The sequence below is a fragment of the Amycolatopsis granulosa genome (assembly GCF_011758745.1).
In the GTDB taxonomy this organism is placed as follows: Bacteria; Actinomycetota; Actinomycetes; order Mycobacteriales; family Pseudonocardiaceae; genus Amycolatopsis_E; species Amycolatopsis_E granulosa.
This window is the reverse complement of record NZ_JAANOV010000001.1, coordinates 5,033,511-5,054,050: the sequence shown is the minus strand read 5'-3', so window position 1 is coordinate 5,054,050 and position 20,540 is coordinate 5,033,511. Positions and strand designations below refer to the sequence as shown.

At 73.7% G+C, this 20,540-nt stretch carries 22 protein-coding genes; 2 read left to right on the top strand and 20 right to left on the bottom strand.

Translation table 11 applies throughout. From position 1 onward, the window contains the following. Positions 1-17 precede the first annotated feature (17 nt). Entirely contained in the window at positions 18-275 is a 258-nt protein-coding gene (locus FHX45_RS24790) for a DUF4235 domain-containing protein (RefSeq protein WP_167106637.1), read from the top strand. Here FHX45_RS24790 and FHX45_RS24785 read toward each other — a convergent pair. The 12 genes from FHX45_RS24785 to mftA form a co-directional block, all read right to left on the bottom strand. After that, positions 272-1,483, bottom strand: a complete 1,212-nt coding sequence (locus tag FHX45_RS24785; RefSeq protein ID WP_167106635.1) for a PucR family transcriptional regulator — start codon at positions 1,481-1,483, stop codon at positions 272-274. The genes FHX45_RS24790 and FHX45_RS24785 overlap by 4 nt on opposite strands. 133 nt (positions 1,484-1,616) lie before the next feature. Continuing rightward, a complete protein-coding gene (locus FHX45_RS24780; protein WP_167106633.1) occupies positions 1,617-2,096 on the bottom strand; it encodes a (2Fe-2S)-binding protein in 480 nt (159 codons plus the stop codon). A 10-nt stretch (positions 2,097-2,106) separates the two neighbouring features. Further along, the gene (locus FHX45_RS24775) at positions 2,107-4,431 is read right to left on the bottom strand and encodes a molybdopterin cofactor-binding domain-containing protein (RefSeq protein ID WP_167106631.1); all 2,325 of its coding nucleotides are present in this window, start codon (positions 4,429-4,431) and stop codon (positions 2,107-2,109) included. Between the two features lie 235 nt (positions 4,432-4,666). Further along, positions 4,667-5,782: an NDMA-dependent alcohol dehydrogenase gene (locus FHX45_RS24770; RefSeq protein ID WP_167106629.1), complete on the bottom strand. Its 1,116-nt coding sequence runs from the start codon at positions 5,780-5,782 to the stop codon at positions 4,667-4,669. A 5-nt stretch (positions 5,783-5,787) separates the two neighbouring features. Further along, positions 5,788-6,501 carry a mycofactocin biosynthesis peptidyl-dipeptidase MftE gene (gene mftE, locus FHX45_RS24765; protein WP_167106627.1) on the bottom strand — a complete coding sequence of 238 codons (714 nt, stop codon included), beginning with the start codon at positions 6,499-6,501 and terminating at the stop codon, positions 5,788-5,790. After that, positions 6,498-7,910 (bottom strand): mycofactocin biosynthesis glycosyltransferase MftF, encoded by a 1,413-nt coding sequence (gene mftF / locus FHX45_RS24760; protein WP_167106625.1) that lies wholly within the window; start codon positions 7,908-7,910, stop codon positions 6,498-6,500. Before mftF ends, mftE begins: the two co-directional genes overlap by 4 nt. Then, positions 7,907-8,704 (bottom strand): mycofactocin-coupled SDR family oxidoreductase, encoded by a 798-nt coding sequence (locus FHX45_RS24755; protein ID WP_167106622.1) that lies wholly within the window; start codon positions 8,702-8,704, stop codon positions 7,907-7,909. Before FHX45_RS24755 ends, mftF begins: the two co-directional genes overlap by 4 nt. Continuing rightward, on the bottom strand, positions 8,701-10,632 hold the full coding sequence (locus FHX45_RS24750) for a mycofactocin system FadH/OYE family oxidoreductase 2 (protein ID WP_167106620.1): 1,932 nt from the start codon (positions 10,630-10,632) through the stop codon (positions 8,701-8,703). The genes FHX45_RS24755 and FHX45_RS24750 overlap by 4 nt, the downstream gene beginning before the upstream one ends. Beyond that, complete coding sequence (locus FHX45_RS24745) at positions 10,629-12,452, bottom strand: mycofactocin system FadH/OYE family oxidoreductase 1 (RefSeq protein ID WP_167106618.1); 1,824 nt, start codon at positions 12,450-12,452, stop codon at positions 10,629-10,631. The genes FHX45_RS24750 and FHX45_RS24745 overlap by 4 nt, the downstream gene beginning before the upstream one ends. Next, entirely contained in the window at positions 12,449-13,660 is a 1,212-nt protein-coding gene (gene mftC / locus FHX45_RS24740; RefSeq protein ID WP_167106616.1) for a mycofactocin radical SAM maturase, read from the bottom strand. The genes FHX45_RS24745 and mftC overlap by 4 nt, the downstream gene beginning before the upstream one ends. A gap of 21 nt (positions 13,661-13,681) precedes the next feature. After that, positions 13,682-13,966 carry a mycofactocin biosynthesis chaperone MftB gene (mftB, locus tag FHX45_RS24735; RefSeq protein WP_167106614.1) on the bottom strand — a complete coding sequence of 95 codons (285 nt, stop codon included), beginning with the start codon at positions 13,964-13,966 and terminating at the stop codon, positions 13,682-13,684. Continuing rightward, a complete protein-coding gene (gene mftA / locus FHX45_RS24730; protein WP_167106612.1) occupies positions 13,951-14,055 on the bottom strand; it encodes a mycofactocin precursor MftA in 105 nt (34 codons plus the stop codon). The genes mftB and mftA overlap by 16 nt, the downstream gene beginning before the upstream one ends. 85 nt (positions 14,056-14,140) lie before the next feature. Here mftA and mftR point away from each other — a divergent pair, with 85 nt between their 5' ends. Next, positions 14,141-14,737 carry a mycofactocin system transcriptional regulator gene (gene mftR, locus FHX45_RS24725; protein ID WP_167106610.1) on the top strand — a complete coding sequence of 199 codons (597 nt, stop codon included), beginning with the start codon at positions 14,141-14,143 and terminating at the stop codon, positions 14,735-14,737. A 13-nt stretch (positions 14,738-14,750) separates the two neighbouring features. Here the strand turns inward: mftR and FHX45_RS24720 are convergent, their stop codons facing one another. The 8 genes from FHX45_RS24720 to FHX45_RS24685 all read right to left on the bottom strand — a co-directional run bounded on the left by FHX45_RS24720 (position 14,751) and on the right by FHX45_RS24685 (position 20,533). Next, the gene (locus FHX45_RS24720; RefSeq protein WP_167106608.1) at positions 14,751-15,134 is read right to left on the bottom strand and encodes a hypothetical protein; all 384 of its coding nucleotides are present in this window, start codon (positions 15,132-15,134) and stop codon (positions 14,751-14,753) included. A gap of 3 nt (positions 15,135-15,137) precedes the next feature. Further along, positions 15,138-15,779 carry a TetR family transcriptional regulator C-terminal domain-containing protein gene (locus FHX45_RS24715; protein WP_208406090.1) on the bottom strand — a complete coding sequence of 214 codons (642 nt, stop codon included), beginning with the start codon at positions 15,777-15,779 and terminating at the stop codon, positions 15,138-15,140. A gap of 82 nt (positions 15,780-15,861) precedes the next feature. Continuing rightward, complete coding sequence (locus tag FHX45_RS24710; RefSeq protein ID WP_167106602.1) at positions 15,862-16,731, bottom strand: NUDIX domain-containing protein; 870 nt, start codon at positions 16,729-16,731, stop codon at positions 15,862-15,864. 22 nt (positions 16,732-16,753) lie between these two features. Further along, positions 16,754-17,707, bottom strand: coding sequence for an ROK family protein (locus tag FHX45_RS24705; RefSeq protein WP_167109413.1), 954 nt, complete (start codon positions 17,705-17,707; stop codon positions 16,754-16,756). Between the two features lie 14 nt (positions 17,708-17,721). Further along, on the bottom strand, positions 17,722-18,105 hold the full coding sequence (locus tag FHX45_RS24700; RefSeq protein WP_167106600.1) for a hypothetical protein: 384 nt from the start codon (positions 18,103-18,105) through the stop codon (positions 17,722-17,724). Then, positions 18,102-19,244 (bottom strand): ArsA family ATPase, encoded by a 1,143-nt coding sequence (locus FHX45_RS24695; RefSeq protein WP_167106597.1) that lies wholly within the window; start codon positions 19,242-19,244, stop codon positions 18,102-18,104. The genes FHX45_RS24700 and FHX45_RS24695 overlap by 4 nt, the downstream gene beginning before the upstream one ends. A gap of 14 nt (positions 19,245-19,258) precedes the next feature. Next, entirely contained in the window at positions 19,259-19,702 is a 444-nt protein-coding gene (locus FHX45_RS24690; protein WP_167106595.1) for an SRPBCC family protein, read from the bottom strand. 39 nt (positions 19,703-19,741) lie between these two features. Beyond that, on the bottom strand, positions 19,742-20,533 hold the full coding sequence (locus FHX45_RS24685) for a metallophosphoesterase family protein (RefSeq protein ID WP_167106592.1): 792 nt from the start codon (positions 20,531-20,533) through the stop codon (positions 19,742-19,744). Positions 20,534-20,540 lie beyond the last annotated feature (7 nt).

Genomic DNA, 20,540 nt, shown 5'->3' with positions numbered 1-20,540 from the left:
TGTGGAGAGGTGACGGGATGAAACTGCTGTACAAGCCGCTGAGCCTGGCCGTGAGCGCGCTGGGCGGGATCCTGGCCGGCAGGCTGTTCAAGCAGGCGTGGCGGGCCGCGACCGGGGAGGACGAGGCACCGGAGGCCACGTCGTCGGACTACTCCACCCGCGAGGTGATCACCGCGGCGGTGCTGCAGGGTGCGATCTTCGGCGGCGTCAAGGCGGCGGTCGACCGCGCCGGTGCACGCGCTTTCACCAAGGCCACCGGCAAGAAGCTCGACTAGGTCCGGTGCCCGGTACGCACGGCTCTGCGGGCGCGGTCACCGTACATGGACAACGCCCGCAGCGCCGCGCCCAGCTCCGCGATGTCCGCCGGGTCGGTCAGCGACCGGCCGAGCACGTCGCTGATCCGTTTCACCCGGTGCCGCACCGTGTTCGGGTGGCAGTAGACGCGCTCGGCGATCTGCTTCGTGGAGCCGCCGCAGTCGAACCAGGCGCGCAGCGTCAGCAGCAGCACGTTGCCCTCCTCGCCGGGCAGCTCCAGGATCGGCCGCAGCACCTGACCGGCCAGTTGCGCGGACGCCTCCGGATCGCTCGCGACGAGCCCGGCCAGTGGTGACTCCTGGAACCGCGCGACGCCCTTCGTCCCGGGCGGCAGGCTGTTCATCGCCACGCGCGCCAGGTGCAGCGCCCTGGCCGTGTCGCCGAGGCCGGCGAACACCGGGCTGACCCCGACCCGCGCACGCGGGTTGTCCCGCAGCAGTTCCAGCACCCCGTCCGCGTCACGCACCGACACCACCCCGATCTGCAGCTCGGGCGTGAGCCGCCAGGCCGAGGCGTGGTGCCGTTCCCGCAACCGGGCCTCGATCAGGGGCAACGCCTCCTGGCCCAGCCCGGGGGCCTCCGCCGCGACCACGACGAACGTGCCCTCCAGGGGCAGGTCGAGCATCCGCGCGATGTCCCACAGCGTGCCCTCGGTGGCGCTGCCCCCGGCGAACAGCGCCTCCACCAGCGCCAGCCTGCGGTTCTGCCGGGTCCGGCTGATCTCGGCCATGGTCGCCCGGTAGGTCGAGGTCAGGTCCTCGGTGTAGTCGTCCATCAGGTCCCAGATGGCGGTGGTCGCCGTAACCAGCGTGGCGACGTCCTGCGCGGGCGTGGTCAGCTCGACGAAGCACTGCCACACCTCGGTGAACCCGATCCGGAACGCCCGCAGCAACTCCGGCAGCGGGGCGCCCGCCAGCGCCCGGTCGCGGCCGGTCGCGCGCGCCTGGGACAGATCGGGTGCGCCGGACTCGGACAGGGCGCGGACCAGGAACTGGAGGTTGTCGCGGCAGGAGGCGAACAACTCGTCGTGGGAGACGAACCGCTGCTCGCGGTAGACCGTCATCTCCGCGAGGATCTGCTCGTAGGTCGCCTTGGTCATCTCCGGCAACCGCGTCAGGGCGCGGCCGGCCAGGCCGGCCACCGCGGGGTCGGCGCCCGTGTACCTCATGAGATGTCCGTCCTCCTCGTCGAGGGCTCGCGAGTGGACATCTAACACGAAAGTGTCCAACTGTGCGTAACCGCAGCGCAAAGCCCCGCATCTGCGGAAAAATGCGGGGCTTTGTCGTCGCAATCGCGGACGGTCACCTCATCTCGGCCGCTGCGGTCCGCACCGCCTCCCGGATGCGCGAGTAGGTGCCGCAACGGCAGATGTTGCGGATCTCGTCGAAGTCGGCGTCGCTGATCTCGCGCCCCTCCGCGCGGGCCTGCTTGACCTTCGCGATGGCCGCCATGATCTGACCGGGCTGGCAGTAGCCGCACTGCGCGACGTCCCGGTCGAGCCACGCCTGCTGCATGGGGTGCAGTTCGCCGGTCTCCGGGTCGGCCAGCCCTTCGATGGTGGTGATCTCGTCGTCCGGCCCGATCGCCGACACCGGCACCGAGCACGGGTTGAACGCCTTGCCGTTGATGTGGCTCGTGCACGCCTTGCACACGTTGATACCGCAGCCGTACTTCGGACCGGTGATGCCGAGCAGGTCACGCAGCACCCACAGCAACCGGACCTTGTCGTCGGCGTCGACCGTGACCCGCTTGCCGTTGACCGTGAAAGTGTGTTGGGACAACGAAGTCTCCTCAGAAGGTGTGGGCCAGGCCGTCGACCGGCGATTCGGGCACCGGCGGCACCTTCGGCTTCGGCTCGAAGCTCAGCGTGCCGTGGTTGATCGGGAAGCGCGTCGGCATCTTCCCCACCGCCCGGCCGTAGGCGCAGGCCGCCGCGGCGAACGAGCTGGCGACCGCGAGCTCACCCGCGCCGCCGGGCTCACCGGTGGTGGCGGGCAGGACCACGACCTCGATCTCCGGCGGCGTGTTCCACTGCCGGGTGTAGAAGTAGTTGTCCCAGCTCGCTTCCAGCGGCAGGCCCTTGTCGATGTGCAGGCTCGAGGTGAGCGCGAGCGCGATGCCGTCGTTGACGCAGCCGATCGTCTGCGCCTCCAGGCCCTTCGGGTTGATCGGCAGGCCGGCGTCCACGACCGCGACCGCCTTGGTGACGCGCGGCCCGGCGACGCCGTTGCGGACCTTGCGGTTGACCGTCTCCGGCCGGCAGTCGATCTCCATCAGGACCGCGCTGACGCTCTTGTACTCGTGGTGCAGCGCGATGCCCTGGGCGGTGCCGGCGGGCATCTTCCGGCCCCAGTTGCCGACCTCGGCGACCTTGTCGAGGACCTTGCGGATGCGGTCGTCCTTGAGGAAGTTCCGCCGGAACGTCAACGGGTCCTGGCCCATCTTCGCGGCGAGCTGGTCGACGATCAGCTCACGCGCGCACACCACGTTCGGCGAGTACACGTTGCGCATGCTGGCGGTGTGGAACTTCAGCGGCACCTCGTTGAGCAACTGCGTGGTGGCGCCGAAGTTGTAGGGCATCGAGGTGGACAGCATGAACACCGTCTGGGAGAACCCGATGTCACCGACGGGCAGCTTCGCCGCGACGGCGGTGAGGATCTCGCCGAGGCCGTGGCCGAAGTCGGTGGTGACGCTGGTGTGCCGCTGCTCGTAGCTGACCACGTTGCCCAGCGCGTGGTTGACCCGCACGCGGGACAGGCACATCGGGTGGGTGCGCCCGTGGCGGGCGTCGTCGGCGCGGTGCCACATGAGCTTGACCGGCTTGCCCATCTTCTTCGAGATCTCCGCGGCCTCCAGCGCCGCGTCGCCGAACAGCTTGCGCCCGAACGAACCGCCGCCGGTGACGACGTGCACCTTGACCGCCGGGATCGGCAGGCCGAGCATCGCGGCGACCTTCTCCTGCGTCACGATCGGCGACTTGAGGCCGGACCAGATCTCGGCCCGGTCGGCCCGCACGTCGGCGATCGCGCAGTTGGTCTCCAGCGCGCTGTTGCTGGCGAAGGCGAACACGAACTCGGCGTCGATCGACTGCGTCAGCACCGGCGGCACGGCCAGCGGCAGCGCGGCGGCACGCAGCTTCGCCTCGACGGTCGCGTCCGACTCACCGTCCACTGTGCCCGGTCCCCAGTCCACCTTCAGCGCGCGGACCGCGTCGATGCACTGGCCGAACGTGTCCGCCCGCACGGCGACGCCGCTGGAGACGGTGACGACGTCGGTGACGCCGGGCATCGCCTTGACCTCGGCGAGGTTGGCGACCGAGCGCACGGTGCCGTTGATCGTCGGCGGCCGGCAGACCATGGTCGGCTTCGCGCCCGGGACCTGGAGGTCCATCGTGAAGCGCTTGCGCCCGGTGACCGCGTCGAGCGCGTCGATGCGGGTGGTGGGTGTGCCGATGATGCGGAACTCGGAGGTCTTCTTGAGCGTGGCGGAGACCTCCTCGGTGCGCGCGGCGGCGGCGGCCTCGGCCAGGGACCCGTACGTGGCGGTCCGCCCGGAGGCGGAGCGGATGACGCCGTCGCGGGCGGTGAGCGTGGCGGCGTCGACCTTCCACTGCGCGGCCGCGGTGGCCAGCAGGCGGGCGCGGGCGATCGCCGCCGCGGTGCGCACCGGCTGGTACAGCGAGCGCACCGAGTTCGACCCGCCGGTGAGCTGGTTGAACACCAGCTCCGGGCGGGCGTCGGCGAGGTTGACGCCGACCTTGCTCAGCGGCAGGTCCATCTCCTCGGCGATGAGCATGGCGACCGTGGTGGTGATGCCCTGGCCGACCTCCGCGCGCGGCACGGCGAACGAGACGGTGTCGTCGCGGTTGACCTGGATCGCGATGAGGCCGGAGGTCGGCATCGCGGCGAGCGTGAGGGCGTCACCGAGGTCCAGGACGTCGGCCGGGCCGGGGAGGGTGGGGATCGCGGCGCCGGCCGGTGCGGGGGCGGCGAGATCACCGCCGAGCTTCGCCGCGACCGCCAGGGTGGGCGCGGCGAGGAGATAACCGAGGAACCGGCGCCGTTCCAGGGCCGGGGCCCCGTCACCGGGCGCGGGCGATCGCCGTTGATGCGCCATCGAGAAGTCCTTCCGAGATCCACGTTGATCGCGGTCACGATAGGAATCGGGGTCCGGCAGGGTCAACGATGAGTAGCCGTGCCCGCGCATCTCTGTGACGGGATGACAGCCGGGTGCCACACAACTGTGACGTGGACACAGCCGAACGTCGTATCAGCGCTCGGCCGAACGGCCCATCCCGGGACAGCGGTGCGGGCGGAGACCGCCGGCCTCCGCCCGCACCGCTGTCGCGTCCTCAGTCCGCCGCGTGCATGATCACGCCGCGGATGTTCTTCCCGTCGCGCAGGTCCTGGTAGCCCTCGTTGACCTCGTCCAGGGTGTAGCGCTTCGTCACCAGCTCGTCCAGCTTCAGGTGCCCCGCCTGGTACAGGCGCAGCAGCCGCAGGATGTCGTACTGCGGGTTGGCCGACCCGAACAGCGTGCCCTTGACCGTCTTCTCGAACAACGTCATCACGCCGCCGGACAGGTGCACCGTCAGCTTCTCCGGGTTGGCCAGGCCGGTGATCACGACCGTGCCGCCCTTGCCGATCACGTTGAACGCGTCGGTGACGACCTGCTCGTCCACCGTCCCGACGGTGATCAGCGCCTGGTCGGCCATCTGGCCCCAGGTCAGCTCCGTCACCTTCTCGGCGGCCTCGGCGGCATCGGCGAAGGCGTGCGTGGCGCCGAGTTCGAGCGCCTTCTCGCGCTTGAACTCCACCGGGTCCACCGCGATCACGTTGGCGGCGCCGGCGTGCGCCGCGCCCTGCACCGCGTTGATGCCGATCCCGCCGATGCCGTAGACCACACACGTGTCCCCGGCCCGGACACCGCCGGCGTAGTTCGCCGACGCCCAGCCGGTCGGCACCCCGCAGCCCACCAGCACCGCGGTCTCCAGCGGCAGCCAGTCGTCCACCTTGACCACGGAGTGCTGCGAGATCGTCGCGCGCTCGCTGAACGTGCCCAGCATGCACATGCCGCCGTAGTCGGTGCCGCCGCGGTGGAAGCGGAACGAGCCGTCGGGCAGGTTCCCGTTGAGGATGGTGGCTCCCATGTCGCACAGGTTGGACCGGCCGGTGGCGCAGTAGCGGCAGTGGCCGCAGTTCGGGATGAACGAGCACACGACGTGGTCGCCCGGCTGGACCTTGGTCACGCCCGGGCCGACGTCCTCGATGATGCCGGCGCCCTCGTGCCCGCCCACGATCGGGAACCGCGGCACGAGGTCGTTGTCGATCAGGTGCAGGTCCGAGTGGCACAGCCCGGCGGCCGTGTACTTGATCAGAACCTCGCCCGCACGCGGCCCGTCGAGCTCGAGTTCCTCGATCTCGAACGGCTTGCCCGCGGAGTGCAGGACTGCGGCTTTGGTCTTCACACCGATCACCTCTTTGTGACAGGGGTCTCATCCACCGACGGCTCTATCATGCCATCTCCGGCCAGCGCCGCGGCAGCGTCAAGTAGACCGTCCGTCCATCGGTCGAGGGTGGCGCGCCCCGCTTCCGCGCTCGCCCCGGCGGGGTCGCCGAGCACCCCGTTCGGACTCACCCCGCGCACGCCTTCGCCGCGCAACCGCCCGATCAGCTCGGACAGCGGACGCGTCACCCCGGCCTGGAAACGGTTTATGCGCACGGCTTCCGGCCGCACCGCCAGCATCACCGACGTCTCCAGCCGCCCGGCGTGGGTGTCACCGGCGGGGCCGTCCGGCGACCAGGCGCGCACGTTCCGCCCCTCGGCCCGCAGTGTCCGCACCGCGCGGCGCACCGGCATCGCGTTGCCGCCGTGCGCGGACACCAGGAGCACCCCGGCGAAGGCGTCCGCGGAGCGCACCAGCTCGACCAGGACGAGTTCGGTGGCTTCCTGGCCGATCGACAGCGTGCCCGCAAAACCCGCGTGTTCCCCGCTGGATCCGAACGGCAGCGCGGGTGCCACGACGATCTCCGGCCGCACCCGGCCGAGGCGCCGGCACAGCTCGACCGCGATCTCGGTGTCCACCGTGTACGGCAGGTGCGGGCCGTGCTGCTCGGTGGCGCCCAGCGGTACCACCAGGAGACGGCGCTCCCCCAGTTCGGGCCAGGCGAGGTCGGCCAGGTTCACGGTTGGATCCCGTTCGGCGCGGCACCGCGCGGCGGAACCGCGGCGGAACGCTGCGGCCGGCGGGCCGGCCAGTTCGACAGGTCGGGGACGAGCGGGCCCGGTTCGCCCTCGCGCAGGCACCCGCGCCACACCCCGGCGCCGTAGGCGAGGTCGGCGGCGGCGCGCGCCAGCAGCCAGCGGGGCGGGTCGAGGTCCGGCCGGGTGCGCACCCAGTCCAGCAGATGCCGCGCGTAGGCCAGCGCGAGGACGCGGCGGCCGCGGCGGGACAACGCGAGCAGCGGGACCGCCGCGGGACCCCACGCGCCGGTGAGCGCACCGCCGAGGAAGCGCCCGGCCGCGAGGTGCCCGCGCAGGGCGATGCCCAGCGCCTCGCGCGCCGGCACGCCGAGGGGTGCCAGCTTGCGCGGCAACAGGGCCGCGGTGCCGAGTGCGATCGCCACCGCGGCCGTCGGGCGGCCGGTGGCGAGCGCGAGCCAGGCCAGGGCCGTCCAGCCGGACACCCGGACCGGGGCGAGCGCTCGCCGGCCGTGCCGGCGCGCCAGCGGAGCGGCCGAGGTGCCGTAGCTGTAGCGCTGCCCCAGCCAGGCCCGCCAGGTGGTGCGGGGCTCGTGCGCCACCTCCGACCGCGGTTCGTACCGCACCGATCCGCCCGCGTCCACCAGCCGCCAGATCAGGTCGACGTCCTCGCCGAAGCGCAGGTCCTCGTCGAACCCGTGGATCGCCCGCAACGCCGAGGTGCGGACGACGAGCGCGGCCGTGGGCAGGTAGGTGATGCGCCCGCGCGGGCGCACCTGCGCCGGGACGGGACCCATGTCCAAAGCGGACCCGTCGCGTTCGTAGCGGGCCAGCGCCCCGTCGCCCGGCGTGCTGCGCACCCGCGGCGCGACGGCCACCACCGCGGGGTCCTCGAACTGCGCGAGCAACGGCGGGAGCCAGCCCGGCCGGGGCCGGGTGTCGGCGTCGAGGAAGGCGACCAGCTCGGTGGTGACCTTGCGCCAGCCGGTGTTGCGGGCCGCGGCGGGGCCGCGCGGCACCGGGTGGCGGTCGACGGCGTGCGGGACCGGCACGGCCGACCCGTCGTCGATCACCAGGGTCTCGCGGAGCCCGGCCAGGCACGGCAGGAGCGCGGCGAGCCGGTCGGCGTGGTCGCGCACGGGCACGACGGCGGTGACGTCCCGCGGGGTCAGCGTGGCCTCGGGGTAGCCGGGGTGGACCAGGCCGGCGAGGACGAGTTTCCCGGCGAGCCGCCGGTGGTGGGGCTTGTCGCCGACCTCGGCGCCGGCCGCCCACGCGGCGTACAGCCGGGCGCCCGTGGCGGACAGGGTGATGACCCGCAGCGGCGCACCGCCGACGAGCACCCGGCCCCCGGCGACCACCTTCGTCGAGGGATCCACGCGCAGCACCGTCATGCGGTGAACCCCCCGTCCGCGTGCACCACCGTGCCGGTGATCGCGCTCGCGTCGGGCCCGCACAGCCAGCACACCGCGGCCGCCACCTCCCCGGGTTCGAGCAGCCGCTCGGCGAGCTGGTGCCGGGCGAACTCCTCGACGTCGTCCAGCTCGTACAACGCGGCGGTGGCCGCGAGCATCGGGGTGCGGGTCGATCCGGGCGACACCGCCGTCGCGGTGACGCCGGTGCCGCGCAGGTCCGTGGCGAGACCGCGGACCAGCCCGGTGACGGCGTGCTTGGCCGCGTTGTAGCCGGCCAGCCGCCACAACCCGGTGTGGGCCGCGGCGGAGGCCAGCGCGACGAAGCGCCCGCTGCGCGGCTGGGGGCGGCGCAGCAGGGCCGGCACGGCCGCGCGGGCGAGGTGGAAGACGCCGTCCACCCCGGCACCGAACAGCGATTCCCATTCGGCATCGGTCGTTTCCCACAGCGGCCGCCCGCCGGCCATCACCGCGGCGGCGGCGACGGCCGCGTCCAGCCCGCCGAACTCGCGCTCGGCGACGCGGACGGCCTCGTCGAGCGCCCCCTGGTCGCGCACGTCGGCGACGACGTCGATCACCTGTCCGGGCCACTTCGCGGCGATCCCGGCGAGCTGCTCGCGTCGCCCGAGCGGGTAGTCCAGGCCCGGCAGGTCCGCCGCGATGTCCACGGCGACCACCCGCCAGCCCTCGTCCGCGAGCCGGTGCACGACGGCCGCGCCGATGCCCCGGGCCGCCCCGGTCACCACGGCCACCCGCCCGGCAACCTGATCGCTCACAACGACACCCCCGCCCGGTGTCCCTCCACCACCGCGGCGTGCGCGCGCCGCGGGGCCAGGCAATCACCCGCCCGCAGGACCGGGAAGGGCGCGTCGCGCAGCGCGTGCCACAGCGAATCCTCCGGTGCCTGGTGCGTCGCGCACACCACCCAGTCGCGGTGGACCTGCCGGACCTCGCCGGTCGTGTGCCTGAGCACCCGCAACACCACGCCCCCATCCTCCGCCGCCGCGGCACCGAGCACCATTTCGTCCGTCGACTCGGTCACCCCGAGCGCGTGCGCCCGCCGCGCGAACAGCTCCCGGTCCAGTGTGATCCCCAGATCCTGTCCCACGACCATCCCCGGCGTCGACAGCGTCACCCGGCACCCGCGCCGCGCCAGCAGCTCCGCCACCGAGGTCGCGGGGTGGAAACCGGTCTCGTCGATCACCACCACCGAGCCCGAGGGCGACACCCCGCCCAGCACGTCCCGCGCGTGCACCACCCGCGGCAGCCCCGCCGCCCACTCCGGCACCACCGGGCGGGCGCCGGTCGCCAGCACGACCGCGTCCGGCGCCTCCGCCAGCAGCCGGGACGCGGTCACCGCCACCCCGGTCCGCAGGTCCGCACCCTCCGCCCGGCACTCCCGCGTCAGGTCGCGCACCAGGTCCCCCAGCTCGGCCCGGCCGGGCGCCGTGGCCGCCAGCGCGATCTGCCCGCCGGCCGACGCCGCCCGTTCGTACAGCGTGACCTGGTGCCCCCGCTGCGCGGCCGTGGCCGCCGCCCGCAGGCCCGCCGGGCCGCCGCCCACGACCAGCACCCGCTTCGGCCGCGGTCCCGGCGCGGGCAACGGCACCGCCTCCCGCCCGGCGCGCGGGTTCGCCACGCAGCCCAGCCACCGGTTCAGCCCCACCCGGCCCGCGCACTCCTGGTTGCACGACAGGCAGGTCCGCACCGCCTGGCCCGCGCGGGCCCTGGCGGCGAACGCCGGGTCCGCGATCTGCCCGCGCACCACCCCGACCAGGTCGCACAGGCCCTCCGCGAGTGCGTGTTCGGCCTCCGCCGGGTCCTTGATCCGCCCGATGCCGACCACCGGCAGCGACACCGCCCGCCGGAACGCCCCGGCCACCGGCAGCGCATACCCGCGCGGCACCGCCATCGACGGTTCGACCAGGTACAACGTCGCGGTCGCGACGCCGATGGAGGTGTTCAGGTAGTCCACGCCGGGCGCGATCATCCGCGCCACCTCGACCGCCTCGCCGAGCGTGACACCGCCCTCGACCAGGTCGTCACCGGAGAGCCGCACGCCCAGCGCCCGCGACGGCCCGATCGCCGCGCGCACGGTGCCGATGATCTCCCGCAGGATCCGGGCGCGGTTCACGAGCGGCCCGCCGTAGTCGTCGGTCCGCAGGTTGGTCGCGGGCGCCAGGAACCCGCGCACGAGCGAGGACTGCGAGCACTGGATCTCCACCCCGTCGAACCCACCCTCGGCGCAGTGCCGCGCGACCCGGCCGTACCCGGCGACGACCTCGGCGATCTCCGCGCGCGACATCGCCTTGGGCACCTCCCGGAACAGCGGATCCGGCACCGGCGAGGGCGCCCACACCACGCGGCGCGAGTACCGCGACCACGCCTGACCGCCGTTGTGGTTGAGCTGCGCGAAGATCGGCACGCCGTGCGCGTGCACCGCGCCGGTGATCCGCCGGTAGCCGGGCACGACCTCGGGCCGGTAGCCGTGGATCACCTTCTCGTAGGGCCAGTCCGAGGGGTGCACGACGTGCTCCTCGGAGATGATCAGGCCGGCACCGCCGGCGGCCCGGGCGGCGTAGTACGCGGCGTGCTGCTCGGTGGGCAGGTTGCCGGCCGCGTAGTTGGTCAGGTGCGCGGCGAACACGATCCGGTTGCGCACCTCGACCGGCCCCAGCCGCAGCGGTTCGAACAGCAGGCTCACAGCGCCACCGCCGCGCGCCTGCCCTCCAGGACGGCCTCGTGGATCGTCCGCGGCGCCACCGCGTCCCCGACCGCGACACCGGGCAACGCCGGATCCGGCCACCGGTGTCCACAGTGGACCAGCACCGCGCACGGCAGCTCCCGCACCGCCCCGGTGTGCACGTCCTCCGCCACCACGTGGTCCCGCCGCACCACCCGCGGGCGGGACCGCTTCACCAGCGTCACCCCGGCCCGCTGCAGCCGGGTGTTGACGCCGGCGAGGTCGCCCGTCCGGGCAGCGATCACCGGGTCCGGGCTGACGATCGCCACCGCACGGCGGCCCGCCAGCAGCTCCGCGACCCCGGCGCCGACCCAGTCGCCGACCGGGTCGTGCACCACGACCGGCCCGTCCGGCAGGGCCGCACCGGCCAGCACGGTCACCACGTCGAGCACCGCACCGCCCTCGACGGCGTAGTCCCGGGGACCGGCGGTACTGCCGGTCGCGACGATCACCGGCCGCCCGTCCGGCTCGCGGGTCTCCACCCCGGTCGAGACCCGCACGCCCAGCCGCCGGACCTCGGCCTCCAGCCAGTCCACCAGCCGCCCGAGCCGCTCCCGTCCGGCGACCCGCGCGGCGATCCGGACCATGCCGCCGAGCCGGTCGTCCCGCTCGGTCAGCTCCACATCGAACCCGCGCAGCGCGAGCACGCGTGCGGCCTCCAGCCCGGCCGGCCCCCCGCCGGCCACCAGCACGGCACCGGATCCCGGCCCGCCCAGGGGATCCTCCGTCTCGTGCCCGCTGCGCGGCTCGCCGATGCAGCTGACGACCGGGTTGCGCGGATCCCGCACCCGGCACATCTGGTTGCACAGCACGCACGGCCGGGGCGTGCGGCCGATCCGGACCTGCCGGACCAGGTCCGGATCGGCGATCAGCGCGCGGGTCATCTCGACCAGCCCGGCGTACTCCAGGGCCTGCTCCGCGCGGGCCGGGTCGACCACACTGCCCTGCAGCACCGTCGTCACCGACCCGGCCAGACTCCGGCACAGCCCGGCGTTGAAGCCCGGCTCGGTCCGCAGATCCGGGCGGGAGTCCGCGAACGCCGAACCCCGCACCGGCACCAGGTAGTCCAGCAGACCGGCCACGTCGTGCACGAGCGCGGCCGCCTGTTCCGGGGTGATCCCCGCCCACGGGGCGCCTTCGTCGCACGCCAGGCGCAGCCCGAGGATCCGGTCACCGATGGCCGCCCGGACCGCGGCCAGCACCTCCCGCAGCAGCCGTCCGCGGTCGCCGTAGGCGTCGCGCCGGTGGTTGGTCAGGCCGGAACAGAACTGCCGCACCAGCGAGTACTGCCCGGCGTCGATCTCCACACCGTCCACTCCGGATTCGGCGGCCAGCGCCGCGGAGTCGCGGAACCCTGCGATCAGCGTGGTGATCTCCGGCTCCTCCATCTCCATCGGCAGTTCACGGCTCACCGGGTCCGGCACCCGCGACGGCGCCCACAGCGCCGACTGGTGGTAGGCCGAACTCCCCTGCCCACCGGCGTGCCCCAGCGAGGCCACCACCAACGTCCCGTGCGGACGGCAAGCGTCCACAACGGACCGCCAGCCCGGCCCGCACGCCGCGGCCAGCGGTGCGCGTTCGCAGGGCCAGTCCGAGTCGTGCACGCCGGCGGTCTCGGTGACCACGATCCCGGCGCCACCCTCGGCGCGCCGCCGGTAATAGGCGACGTGCCGGTCCGCGAGCGCCCGGCCGCGGGCCAGGTTGGTTTCGTGCGGGCCGAAGAGGACCCGGCTCGGGGCGGTGCGGCCGCCGACCCGGACGGGGCCGGTCAGCCCGGTCATCGCGCCGGCTGGAACCCCGCGAGCGGGCTGGTGTCGCAGGCCCGGTCCGGCCGCGTGCCGCCCTCGGGCGGCCCGAACCCGATGCTGACCGACACCTTGCTGCTCCGGCGGCTCTTGCGGGTCGTGGAGTGCGAGTGGTCGATGTGCGAGCGCGGGGCGGGCGTGCCCACGGTGGCCAGCGCCAGTTCACCCCGGCCCTTGACGCATTCGGGGTCCGGCCCGTCCAGCGGCAGGCCGGTGAAGAACTTCGCCGCCATGCACCCGCCCTGGCAGGAGTCGTAGGCGGAACACGACGTGCACGCACCGCCGGTCTGCGGACCACGCAGGCGCTCGAACAGCTCCGAGGTGCGCCACACGCCGGCGAACCCGCCCGCGTCGCGGACGTTGCCGGCCAGGAACTCCTCGTGGATCGCGAACGGGCAGGCGTAGACGTCGCCGACCGGGTCGATCAGGCACACCACGCGGCCCGCGCCGCACAGGTTGAGACCGGGCAGCGGGTCCGAGCCGAGCGCGTTGAGGTGGAAGAACGAGTCGCCGGTGAGGACCTGCTCGCCGTGCGCGACCAGCCAGTCGTAGAGCTGCCGCTGCTGCCCGGCGGTCGGGTGGAGCTCGTCCCAGGTGTCGGCGCCGCGGCCGGACGGGCGCAGCCGCGTGATGCGCAACTGGGCGCCGTAGCGGTCGGCGATGGCCTTGAACTCGTCGAGCTGCCCGACGTTGTGGCGGGTCATCACCACCGACAGCTTGAAGTCGCGGAAACCGGCGTCGCTCAGGTTCCGCATCGCCCGGATCGCGGTGTCGTAGGAACCGGGCCCCCGCACGTGGTCGTTGACCTCGGCGGTGGCGCCGTCGAGGGAGATCTGCACGTCCACGTAGTCGCTGGCGGCCAGCCAGCGGGCCCGCTCGGGGGTGAGCTTCACGCCGTTGGTGGAGAACTTGACGCCCACCTGGTGGTCCACCGCGTACTCGACGAGCTCCCAGAAGTCGGCGCGCACGGTCGGCTCGCCACCGCCGATGTTGACGTAGAAGACCTGCATGCGCTGCAGCTCGTCGATGACGGCCTTGCACTCCGCCGTGCTCAGCTCCCGCGGGTCACGGCGGCCCGACGAGGACAGGCAGTGCACGCACGAGAGGTTGCAGGCGTAGGTCAGTTCCCAGGTCAGGCAGATGGGCGAGGTGAGCCCCTGCTTGAAGTGTTCGACGAGCTTCATCGCACGCCCTTCGTGGTGGGTTCAGCGCGGTTCGATCGTGCCGTTGTCGGCCAGTCCCGCCAGCGCCGCGAGGTAGGCCGGGCGCTGGTCGGCGGGGACGCCGGCGGCGTCGAGCGTGGTGTGCACGTCGGGCTGGTCCCCGAGCGTGCGCACCACCTCGACCAGGATCTTCGTCTTCAGGAACGACAGCCTCCGGGTGCCGAAGTCGTAGGCGAGCGCCCCGAAGGGTTCCGGCCGCAAGGCGACCCGCGGGGAGCACCGGTAGGCGCGGTCCGGATCGAACACGCCGGTCAGTAGACGCCGCACATGCCGTCGATGGAGACCTCTTCGACCAGCAGGTCCTCCTCGACGAGCGTGTCCTCCACGGCGGGGGCGGCGTTCTCGGCGTCGGACATGCGATGCTCCCTTCGGCGATCCGGCCGCTGCGGTGCGGCCGCGCTTCCCGGACAATAATGGCACCGAGTGCCGAATGGAAGAGGGATGACCGAAAAGGCGGATCCGGCGCCCCGCGCGGGGCGCAAGCCGATCACCTCGCGGGCGGAGGTCGAGCACGCGGCGTTCGCGTTGTTCGCCAGCCGCGGCTTCGACCGCACCACGATCGACGACATCGCGAAGGCCGCCGGCATCGGGCGGCGCACGTTCTTCCGCTACTTCCCGTCGAAGAACGACATCGCGTGGGGCGACTTCGACGGCCAGCTGGACAGGATGCGCCGACGGCTCGCCGCCTACCCGCCGGACCTCCCGCTGCCCGACGTGCTGCGGGACGCGCTGGTCCGCTTCAACCGCGTCGACCCCGCCGAAGCGGTGTGGCACCGGCAGCGGATGGAGCTGATCCTCACCACCCCGGCGCTCCAGGCGCACTCGACCCTGCGCTACGCCGACTGGCGGCAGGTGATCGCGGAGTTCGTCGCGGGACGGCTCGGCGTGCCCGCCTCGGCGCTCGCCCCGCAGACCGTCGCCTACACCGCGCTCGGGATCGCACTGGCCGCGTACGAGCAGTGGCTGCGCGATCCCCGGGCGGATCTCGCCGTCCTGATGGCCGCCGGGGTGGACCAGCTGACCGCGGCCCTGGGCTGAGCGCGCAATCCGGTCAGGCGGGCTGCCGGAGGAACTCGGCGGCCTGCGCCCACACCGTCCGCAGGTCCGGGTCCTCGGCGGTCCAGGTGGCGGTCCGGATGCTGCCGCGGTCGCGGTAGGTGCGCATGATCCGCACGTGCTCGGGCAGGCCGACGAACCCCCGCATGGCCTGCTTGCTCCGCCACACCGAGACCGACCCGGACCGGCGTTGCAGCGGCTCGGCCCACAGCCAGTGCCCGACGGCACCGTCCAGGCCGGGCCAGTGCCGGGCCAGCCGGCGGCCCGCGCGGTAGATCCCCGGCATGTCCCACAGCCGGTCCGAGGTGTAGTCGGTGACGCTGACGAGCACCGGCCCGGTGGCCTCGGCCGGTCCGGCGACCCACGAAGTTCTCAGCACTGTTCATTCCTCCGGTAGCAGATCGGGCTGGACGGCCAGGGCACGCAGCCGGTCCAGGACGGCGCGGCGGGCGCGCGGAAAAGTGGTGTCCGGGCCGACGAACCGCGAATGGATCACCGCGGACTCGCCCAGCGCGTCGATCTCGTAGGCGAGCTGGCCCGCGTCGGTGCCGCCGGGCAGTTCACCGAGCGCGATCGCCTCCTCGACCACGGACCGGACGAAGCCCAGCCAGTCGTGCAACGACTGCGCCGTCTTCTCCCGGACCACCCCGGGCCGGTCGTCGAAGTCGGTCTGCGCGGCCAGGAAGAAGCAGCCGCCGGGGAGCACGCCCTCGGCGTAGAAGGCCATGCGCGCCTCGTGCAGCGCGAGGACGCGGCGCACCCCGGCCGGAGCGCGCAGCGCGGGCGCCATCACGCGGTCCGTCCACTGCGCACGCGCCCGGTCGATCGCGTCGAGCTGCAGGTGCTCCTTGTCCTTCCAGTGCGCGAACAGCCCGGACTTGCTCGTGCCCAGGTGCTCGGCGAGCCGGCCGAACGTCAGCCCTTCCAGGCCGTACACCGACGCCAGCGCGACCGCCGCGTCGAGCACCGTCTCCCGGGTCCGCCGCCCCCGTTCGAGCCGGGCGTCCCGCCGCTTCTCCACCACGACGGCCAGCATACACATAAAAGCGACCGGTCGGTCTTTTTTCTGCCGCCGGTTCGCCCGCCCGGGCCGGCCGGAACCGGTCCTAGTCCGCGACCAGGTTCAGCAGCGCCGCCGGGCCCAGCACGCCGGCACCCTCGGCCTCGACCCGCGCCCGCAGCTCCCGGTCCGCGGTGACCACCACGACGTGATCGCGCGGGCGGGCGTCCCGCGCCTTGCGCACGCTCTCCACGATCTGCGCGTCACCGTCACGCACCGCCGCGATCACCTCGACGTCATCGGCCGGCGGCACGTCCCGCGCCTGCCCCTCGACGACCATCTGCACCCGTGGCCACCACGACCACTCCGCGCCGCCCAGGCCGACGTCGGTGCTGCGCACACCGTCGTGCACCAGCCCGGACAACCGGTCCCGCAACCGTTCCGCGGCACCGGCCCGGTCCCGCCACCACCCGTCCGGCCGCGACCCGACCACGTTCGCCGCGTCCACGACCAGCACCAGCTCGCGGCCCAGCTGCGCGTGCAGCGCCGGCCACGCGGTCGCGAAGTCCGCGTGCAACGGGTAGGAACCGACCTCCTCCGGCGGCACCCACCGCAGCTCGGCGCTCTCCTCGCTGACCACCCGCTCCCGCACCGGGTGCCGGGTGCACGCGAGCACCGTCGTGTAGCTCCAGCCGCCGTGGTCCACCACCGACTCGGCCGTGGGCCGCACCGCGGCAGCCGGCACCGCGGCCTCCTCCCCGGCCTCCCGCGTCGCCGCCTCGCGCGCCGTCTCGTGGCCGCGCCGCGCGCCGCCGGGCAGCGCCCACGTCTCGCCGTGGTGCGTCCACCACGCCCGGTGCTGCAACAGCACTCCCCGCTCGGGGTCGGTCAGCAGCAAACCGGCGGCGCCGTGGATGCCCCAATGCCGATGGCCGAGTTCGCAGTACACGAAGCCGTCGCCGTCATCCGGGGTCATCTGTCCAGCTTGGCACACCTCATCACACCGCCCGCGCCTCGAGCGCGAGTGCGGCGGCCCCGACCAGGGCGGCATCGTCGCCCAGCTGCGCGGTGCGGATCCGCGCGAGCGGCCGGTGCCTGCCGCCGGTGATCGCGGCCGCGTAGTGCTCGCGCGCCTCGTCGAGGAACAACGGTGCCGACTCCGACACCCCGCCCCCGATCACCACGATCTCCGGGTCGAACACGTCCGCCACCAGCGCGAGGCCCTCGCCGAGCCACTTCGCCAGCTCGGCCACCGCGCGCTGCGCGATCGGGTCGCCGTCGCGCGCCGCGCCGGCCACCCGCCGCCCGGTGAGCGCACCGGGGTCCGCGGCGATGTCCCGGGCCAGGATCGTCGAGCTCCCCGGGTAGCGGGCGAGCAGCTCGATCGCCGTCGCCGCCAGCGCCGTCCCGCTGCAATAACGCTCCCAGCAGCCGTACTTGCCGCACGGGCAGGCCCGTCCGTCCGGCACCACGGTGAGGTGCCCCAGTTCGGGCGCGACCCCGTGCGCGCCGCGGTACAGCCGGCCCTCCAGCAGCAGGCCCGCGCCGATACCGGTGCCGATCGCCACCAGCACAGCCACGTGCGCACCGCGGGCGGCGCCGAACCGGTGCTCCCCCACGGCGGCGGCATTGGCGTCGTGCTCGAGCGTGACCGGCAAACCGACGCGCTTGGCGATCCGGTCCGCCACCGGGGCGTGCCGCCACGCCAGGTGCGGCGCGAACATCACCGTGCGGCGGTCGTCGGCGACGAACCCGGCGACCGCGAGCCCCACGGCGCCGACCTCACCGGCTCCACCGGCACCGTCGTGCCGGTTGCGCAGCTCTTCGATCACCGCGGCGATCGCGTCCTCCAGCGCGGGCTCCGTGCCCGGCGTGCCAGTCCGCGCGGTATCCAGGAGCGAGCCGTGCTCGTCCACCACCCCGGCCCGCACGCTCGTGCCGCCGACATCCAGACCGATCGAAAGCACTAGCTCTCCCGCCACTGCACCGGGATGCGCTGCACCCGGCCGGACTCCGGCCGGGGCCGCGGGGGAGGCTGGAACCCGGGCATGTGCACGCCCTCCTGCGGCTCCCACCGGTCGGCCAGCACGGCGCGCAGCAGCGCGATCAGCTGCGCCGCCTGCTCCAGCACGCGGGCCGCGAACTCGGGCTTCTCCCCGCGCACGACGGCGACCACGGCGCACAGCGGGCACCAGCCGCAGTCGGTGCCCTCCACCGGCGTCCCCGGCTCGCCGTGCCCGGCGGCGACCACCCCGTCCAGCCAGGGCGCCGCGCGCTCGACGACCATCTCGACGAGCAGCCGGATCTCCTCCGCCAGGCTCGCCGCGGCCGCCCCCTCACCGGTCGTCATGCGTCCTCCCCAGGCGCGGCCAGCCAGACGACGAGCCCGTCCGCGCCCGACTCCGCCCCGGTGATCCGGCACGGGCGCAACGCCTCCGGCAGCGCCACCAGGCGGCGGAACCCGTCCACCGTGACGGCCAGGTCGTCGTCCACCCGGGCCAGGTCGAGCCGCGCGTCACGGTTCAGCGGCAGCGCCAGCCGCAACCGGTACCCACCGTCCACTTCGGTCACCTGCAGCAGCGGCGCGGTCTCTTCACCCCGGCCCGCCAACGGGTCCCGCTCGCCGTAGAGCTCACCGGCGATCTCGCGCAGCGCGGGCAACCCGACCGGTTCGGCCGCGCGGTGCTCCACGCACGCCGGCTCCCCGCTCAGCTCGGCGAGCACCTGGTCCTGCTGGCGGCGGCGGGTGCGCATCCAGGACGCCGCCGGGCCGCGCCACACCCCGGGCGCCGGCACCAGCCGGTTCACGATCAGCCCGTCGACCCGGATGCCGCGCAGCGCCAGCGAACTGAGGGTGCGCCGCGCCTCGGCCACCACGACCCGCTCCGGCGTCAGCACCAGCCGCACGGTCGTGACGGCGGGATCGGTCAGCAGATCCCGCAGCGAGGCCACGTGCGCGGCGAGGTCACGCACCGACCGGGCGAGCCCGCGCGACCCGCTGAGCGTGAGCTGCCAGCCGAACACCTTGTCCAGGTACCCGGAAACCGCTTCGGGAAGCGCGAGCAGCCGCAGGGTCTCCGCGGTCGGGCCGCAGTCGACCACCACCACGTCCCAGCGGCCGGCCTCGGCCAGCCGCTGCACCTCGGTCAGCGCGAGCAGCTCGTCCACGCCGGGCAGCACGCTCAGCTCCTCGGCGTCCAGCGCGTCCACCCCGGCCCCGGCGAGCGCGCCCTTGAGCCGGCCGCGCAGGTCCTGCCAGATGTCGTCGGCCAGCCCGCGCGAATCCACCTGCGCGCCGTGCAACCGGGTGTCCACCTCGGACGGTTCCGCGCCGAGCGGGACACCGAACGCGTCACCGAGCGAATGCGCCGGGTCGGTGGACACCACCAGGGTCTTGTACCCGCGTGCGGCGAGACCCGCGGCGGTCGCCGCGGCGAGCGTCGTCTTGCCGACGCCTCCCTTGCCGGTGAACAGCAGCAGCCGCGTCATGCGCCGCCCCGCCCTCAGGCGAGGTCCTCCACCCGGCGCTTGAGCTCCTTGAGCGCGGTGTCCATCACCATCTTCTCCGCCTTGCGGCGCAGCAGCCCGATCATCGGCAGCACCAGCTCCACCGACAGCGTGTAGGTGACCCGGGTGCGGCCCTCCCCGGCCGGCACCAGCTCGTAGCGGCCGTCCTGCGCCTTTTGCATCTGCCCGCGCACCAGGTGCCAGCTCACCGAGCTACCGTCGGCGGCCCAGTCGTATTCCAGGGTGTAGACGTCCTTGATCGGGCCGGCGTCCAGCGTCAGCTTGACCTGCTTGGCGCGGCCGGCGTCGTCGGTGGCGAGCACCTCGGTCTCCCGCACCTGCTTGGCCCATTCCGGGTAGGACCCGAAGTCCGCGATCACCGCCATGACCTTCTCCGGCGGCGCCTCGACCTCGATGGACTGCGTGGACTGCTCGGCCATGGCGGAGAGGTTACCGCCTGCGCCCGGTTCGCACCGCAGTCACCACCGCAGCACCCAGGGCCGTCCGGTGACCTTGAAGTGGCCGACGTTGCGGCACTCGGTGCGGCCCACCCGCAGCCGCGCCGACAGCGGCTGGTGCACGTGCCCGAACAGCGACCACCGCGGCTGTTCGGCGTAGATCAACCCGCGCAGCGCCGACGAGCCCAGCTCGTGCCGCCGGGCCACCACGTCGTAGGTCAGCTCCGGCAGCGCCGGCGGCTGGTGGGTGCAGAGCACGTCGATGTCGGCGAGCTTGCCGACGGCCTCGTCGAACTCCTCCTGTGTGCGCAGGTAGGGCCGCCACACCGGGTTGGACCGGCGGATCGTCGCGCCCGGCGGCAGCACCACGCCGCCGGTGAAGCCGAACCGCAGGCCGCCGATCTCGACGACCTCGCCGTCCACCAGCCGCACCTCGTCCCCGGCGAACTCCGGCCACAGGTCGGGCGTGTCCACGTTGCCGGCGATCGCGTACGTCGGCGTGGTCATCGCCGCGAACAGCTCGGCGTACTGCTCGCGGACGGCCTCCGCGACCGCCGCGGCCGGGTCGTCCAGGCTGGACCACAACGAGCGGGAGAAGGCGATCGACTCCTCGCGGGTGCCCTCGCGCCGCAGGCGGGCGAACGTGGCGACCTTCTCCGCGCCGAACAGCGTGCCGAGGATCCCCTGGTCGTGCTGGTGGTAGTCGACGAAATCCAGCAGGTCGCCGAGGACGATCAGCGCGTCGGCGCCCTCCCCGGCCCGTGCCAGGGCCTCGGTGTTGCCGTGGACGTCCGACACGACGTGAACCCGCATGATCCCC

Coding starts and splice junctions, on each gene's coding strand:
- FHX45_RS24790 (WP_167106637.1), top strand. CDS start 18: ATGAAACTGCTGTACAAGCCGCTGAGCCTGGCCGTGAGCGCGCTGGGC.
- FHX45_RS24785 (WP_167106635.1), bottom strand. CDS start 1,483: ATGAGGTACACGGGCGCCGACCCCGCGGTGGCCGGCCTGGCCGGCCGC.
- FHX45_RS24775 (WP_167106631.1), bottom strand. CDS start 4,431: ATGGCGCATCAACGGCGATCGCCCGCGCCCGGTGACGGGGCCCCGGCC.
- mftF (WP_167106625.1), bottom strand. CDS start 7,910: ATGACGGTGCTGCGCGTGGATCCCTCGACGAAGGTGGTCGCCGGGGGC.
- FHX45_RS24745 (WP_167106618.1), bottom strand. CDS start 12,452: ATGACCGGGCTGACCGGCCCCGTCCGGGTCGGCGGCCGCACCGCCCCG.
- mftC (WP_167106616.1), bottom strand. CDS start 13,660: ATGAAGCTCGTCGAACACTTCAAGCAGGGGCTCACCTCGCCCATCTGC.
- mftA (WP_167106612.1), bottom strand. CDS start 14,055: ATGTCCGACGCCGAGAACGCCGCCCCCGCCGTGGAGGACACGCTCGTC.
- mftR (WP_167106610.1), top strand. CDS start 14,141: ATGACCGAAAAGGCGGATCCGGCGCCCCGCGCGGGGCGCAAGCCGATC.
- FHX45_RS24710 (WP_167106602.1), bottom strand. CDS start 16,731: ATGACCCCGGATGACGGCGACGGCTTCGTGTACTGCGAACTCGGCCAT.
- FHX45_RS24700 (WP_167106600.1), bottom strand. CDS start 18,105: ATGACGACCGGTGAGGGGGCGGCCGCGGCGAGCCTGGCGGAGGAGATC.
- FHX45_RS24695 (WP_167106597.1), bottom strand. CDS start 19,244: ATGACGCGGCTGCTGCTGTTCACCGGCAAGGGAGGCGTCGGCAAGACG.
- FHX45_RS24690 (WP_167106595.1), bottom strand. CDS start 19,702: ATGGCCGAGCAGTCCACGCAGTCCATCGAGGTCGAGGCGCCGCCGGAG.
- FHX45_RS24685 (WP_167106592.1), bottom strand. CDS start 20,533: ATGCGGGTTCACGTCGTGTCGGACGTCCACGGCAACACCGAGGCCCTG.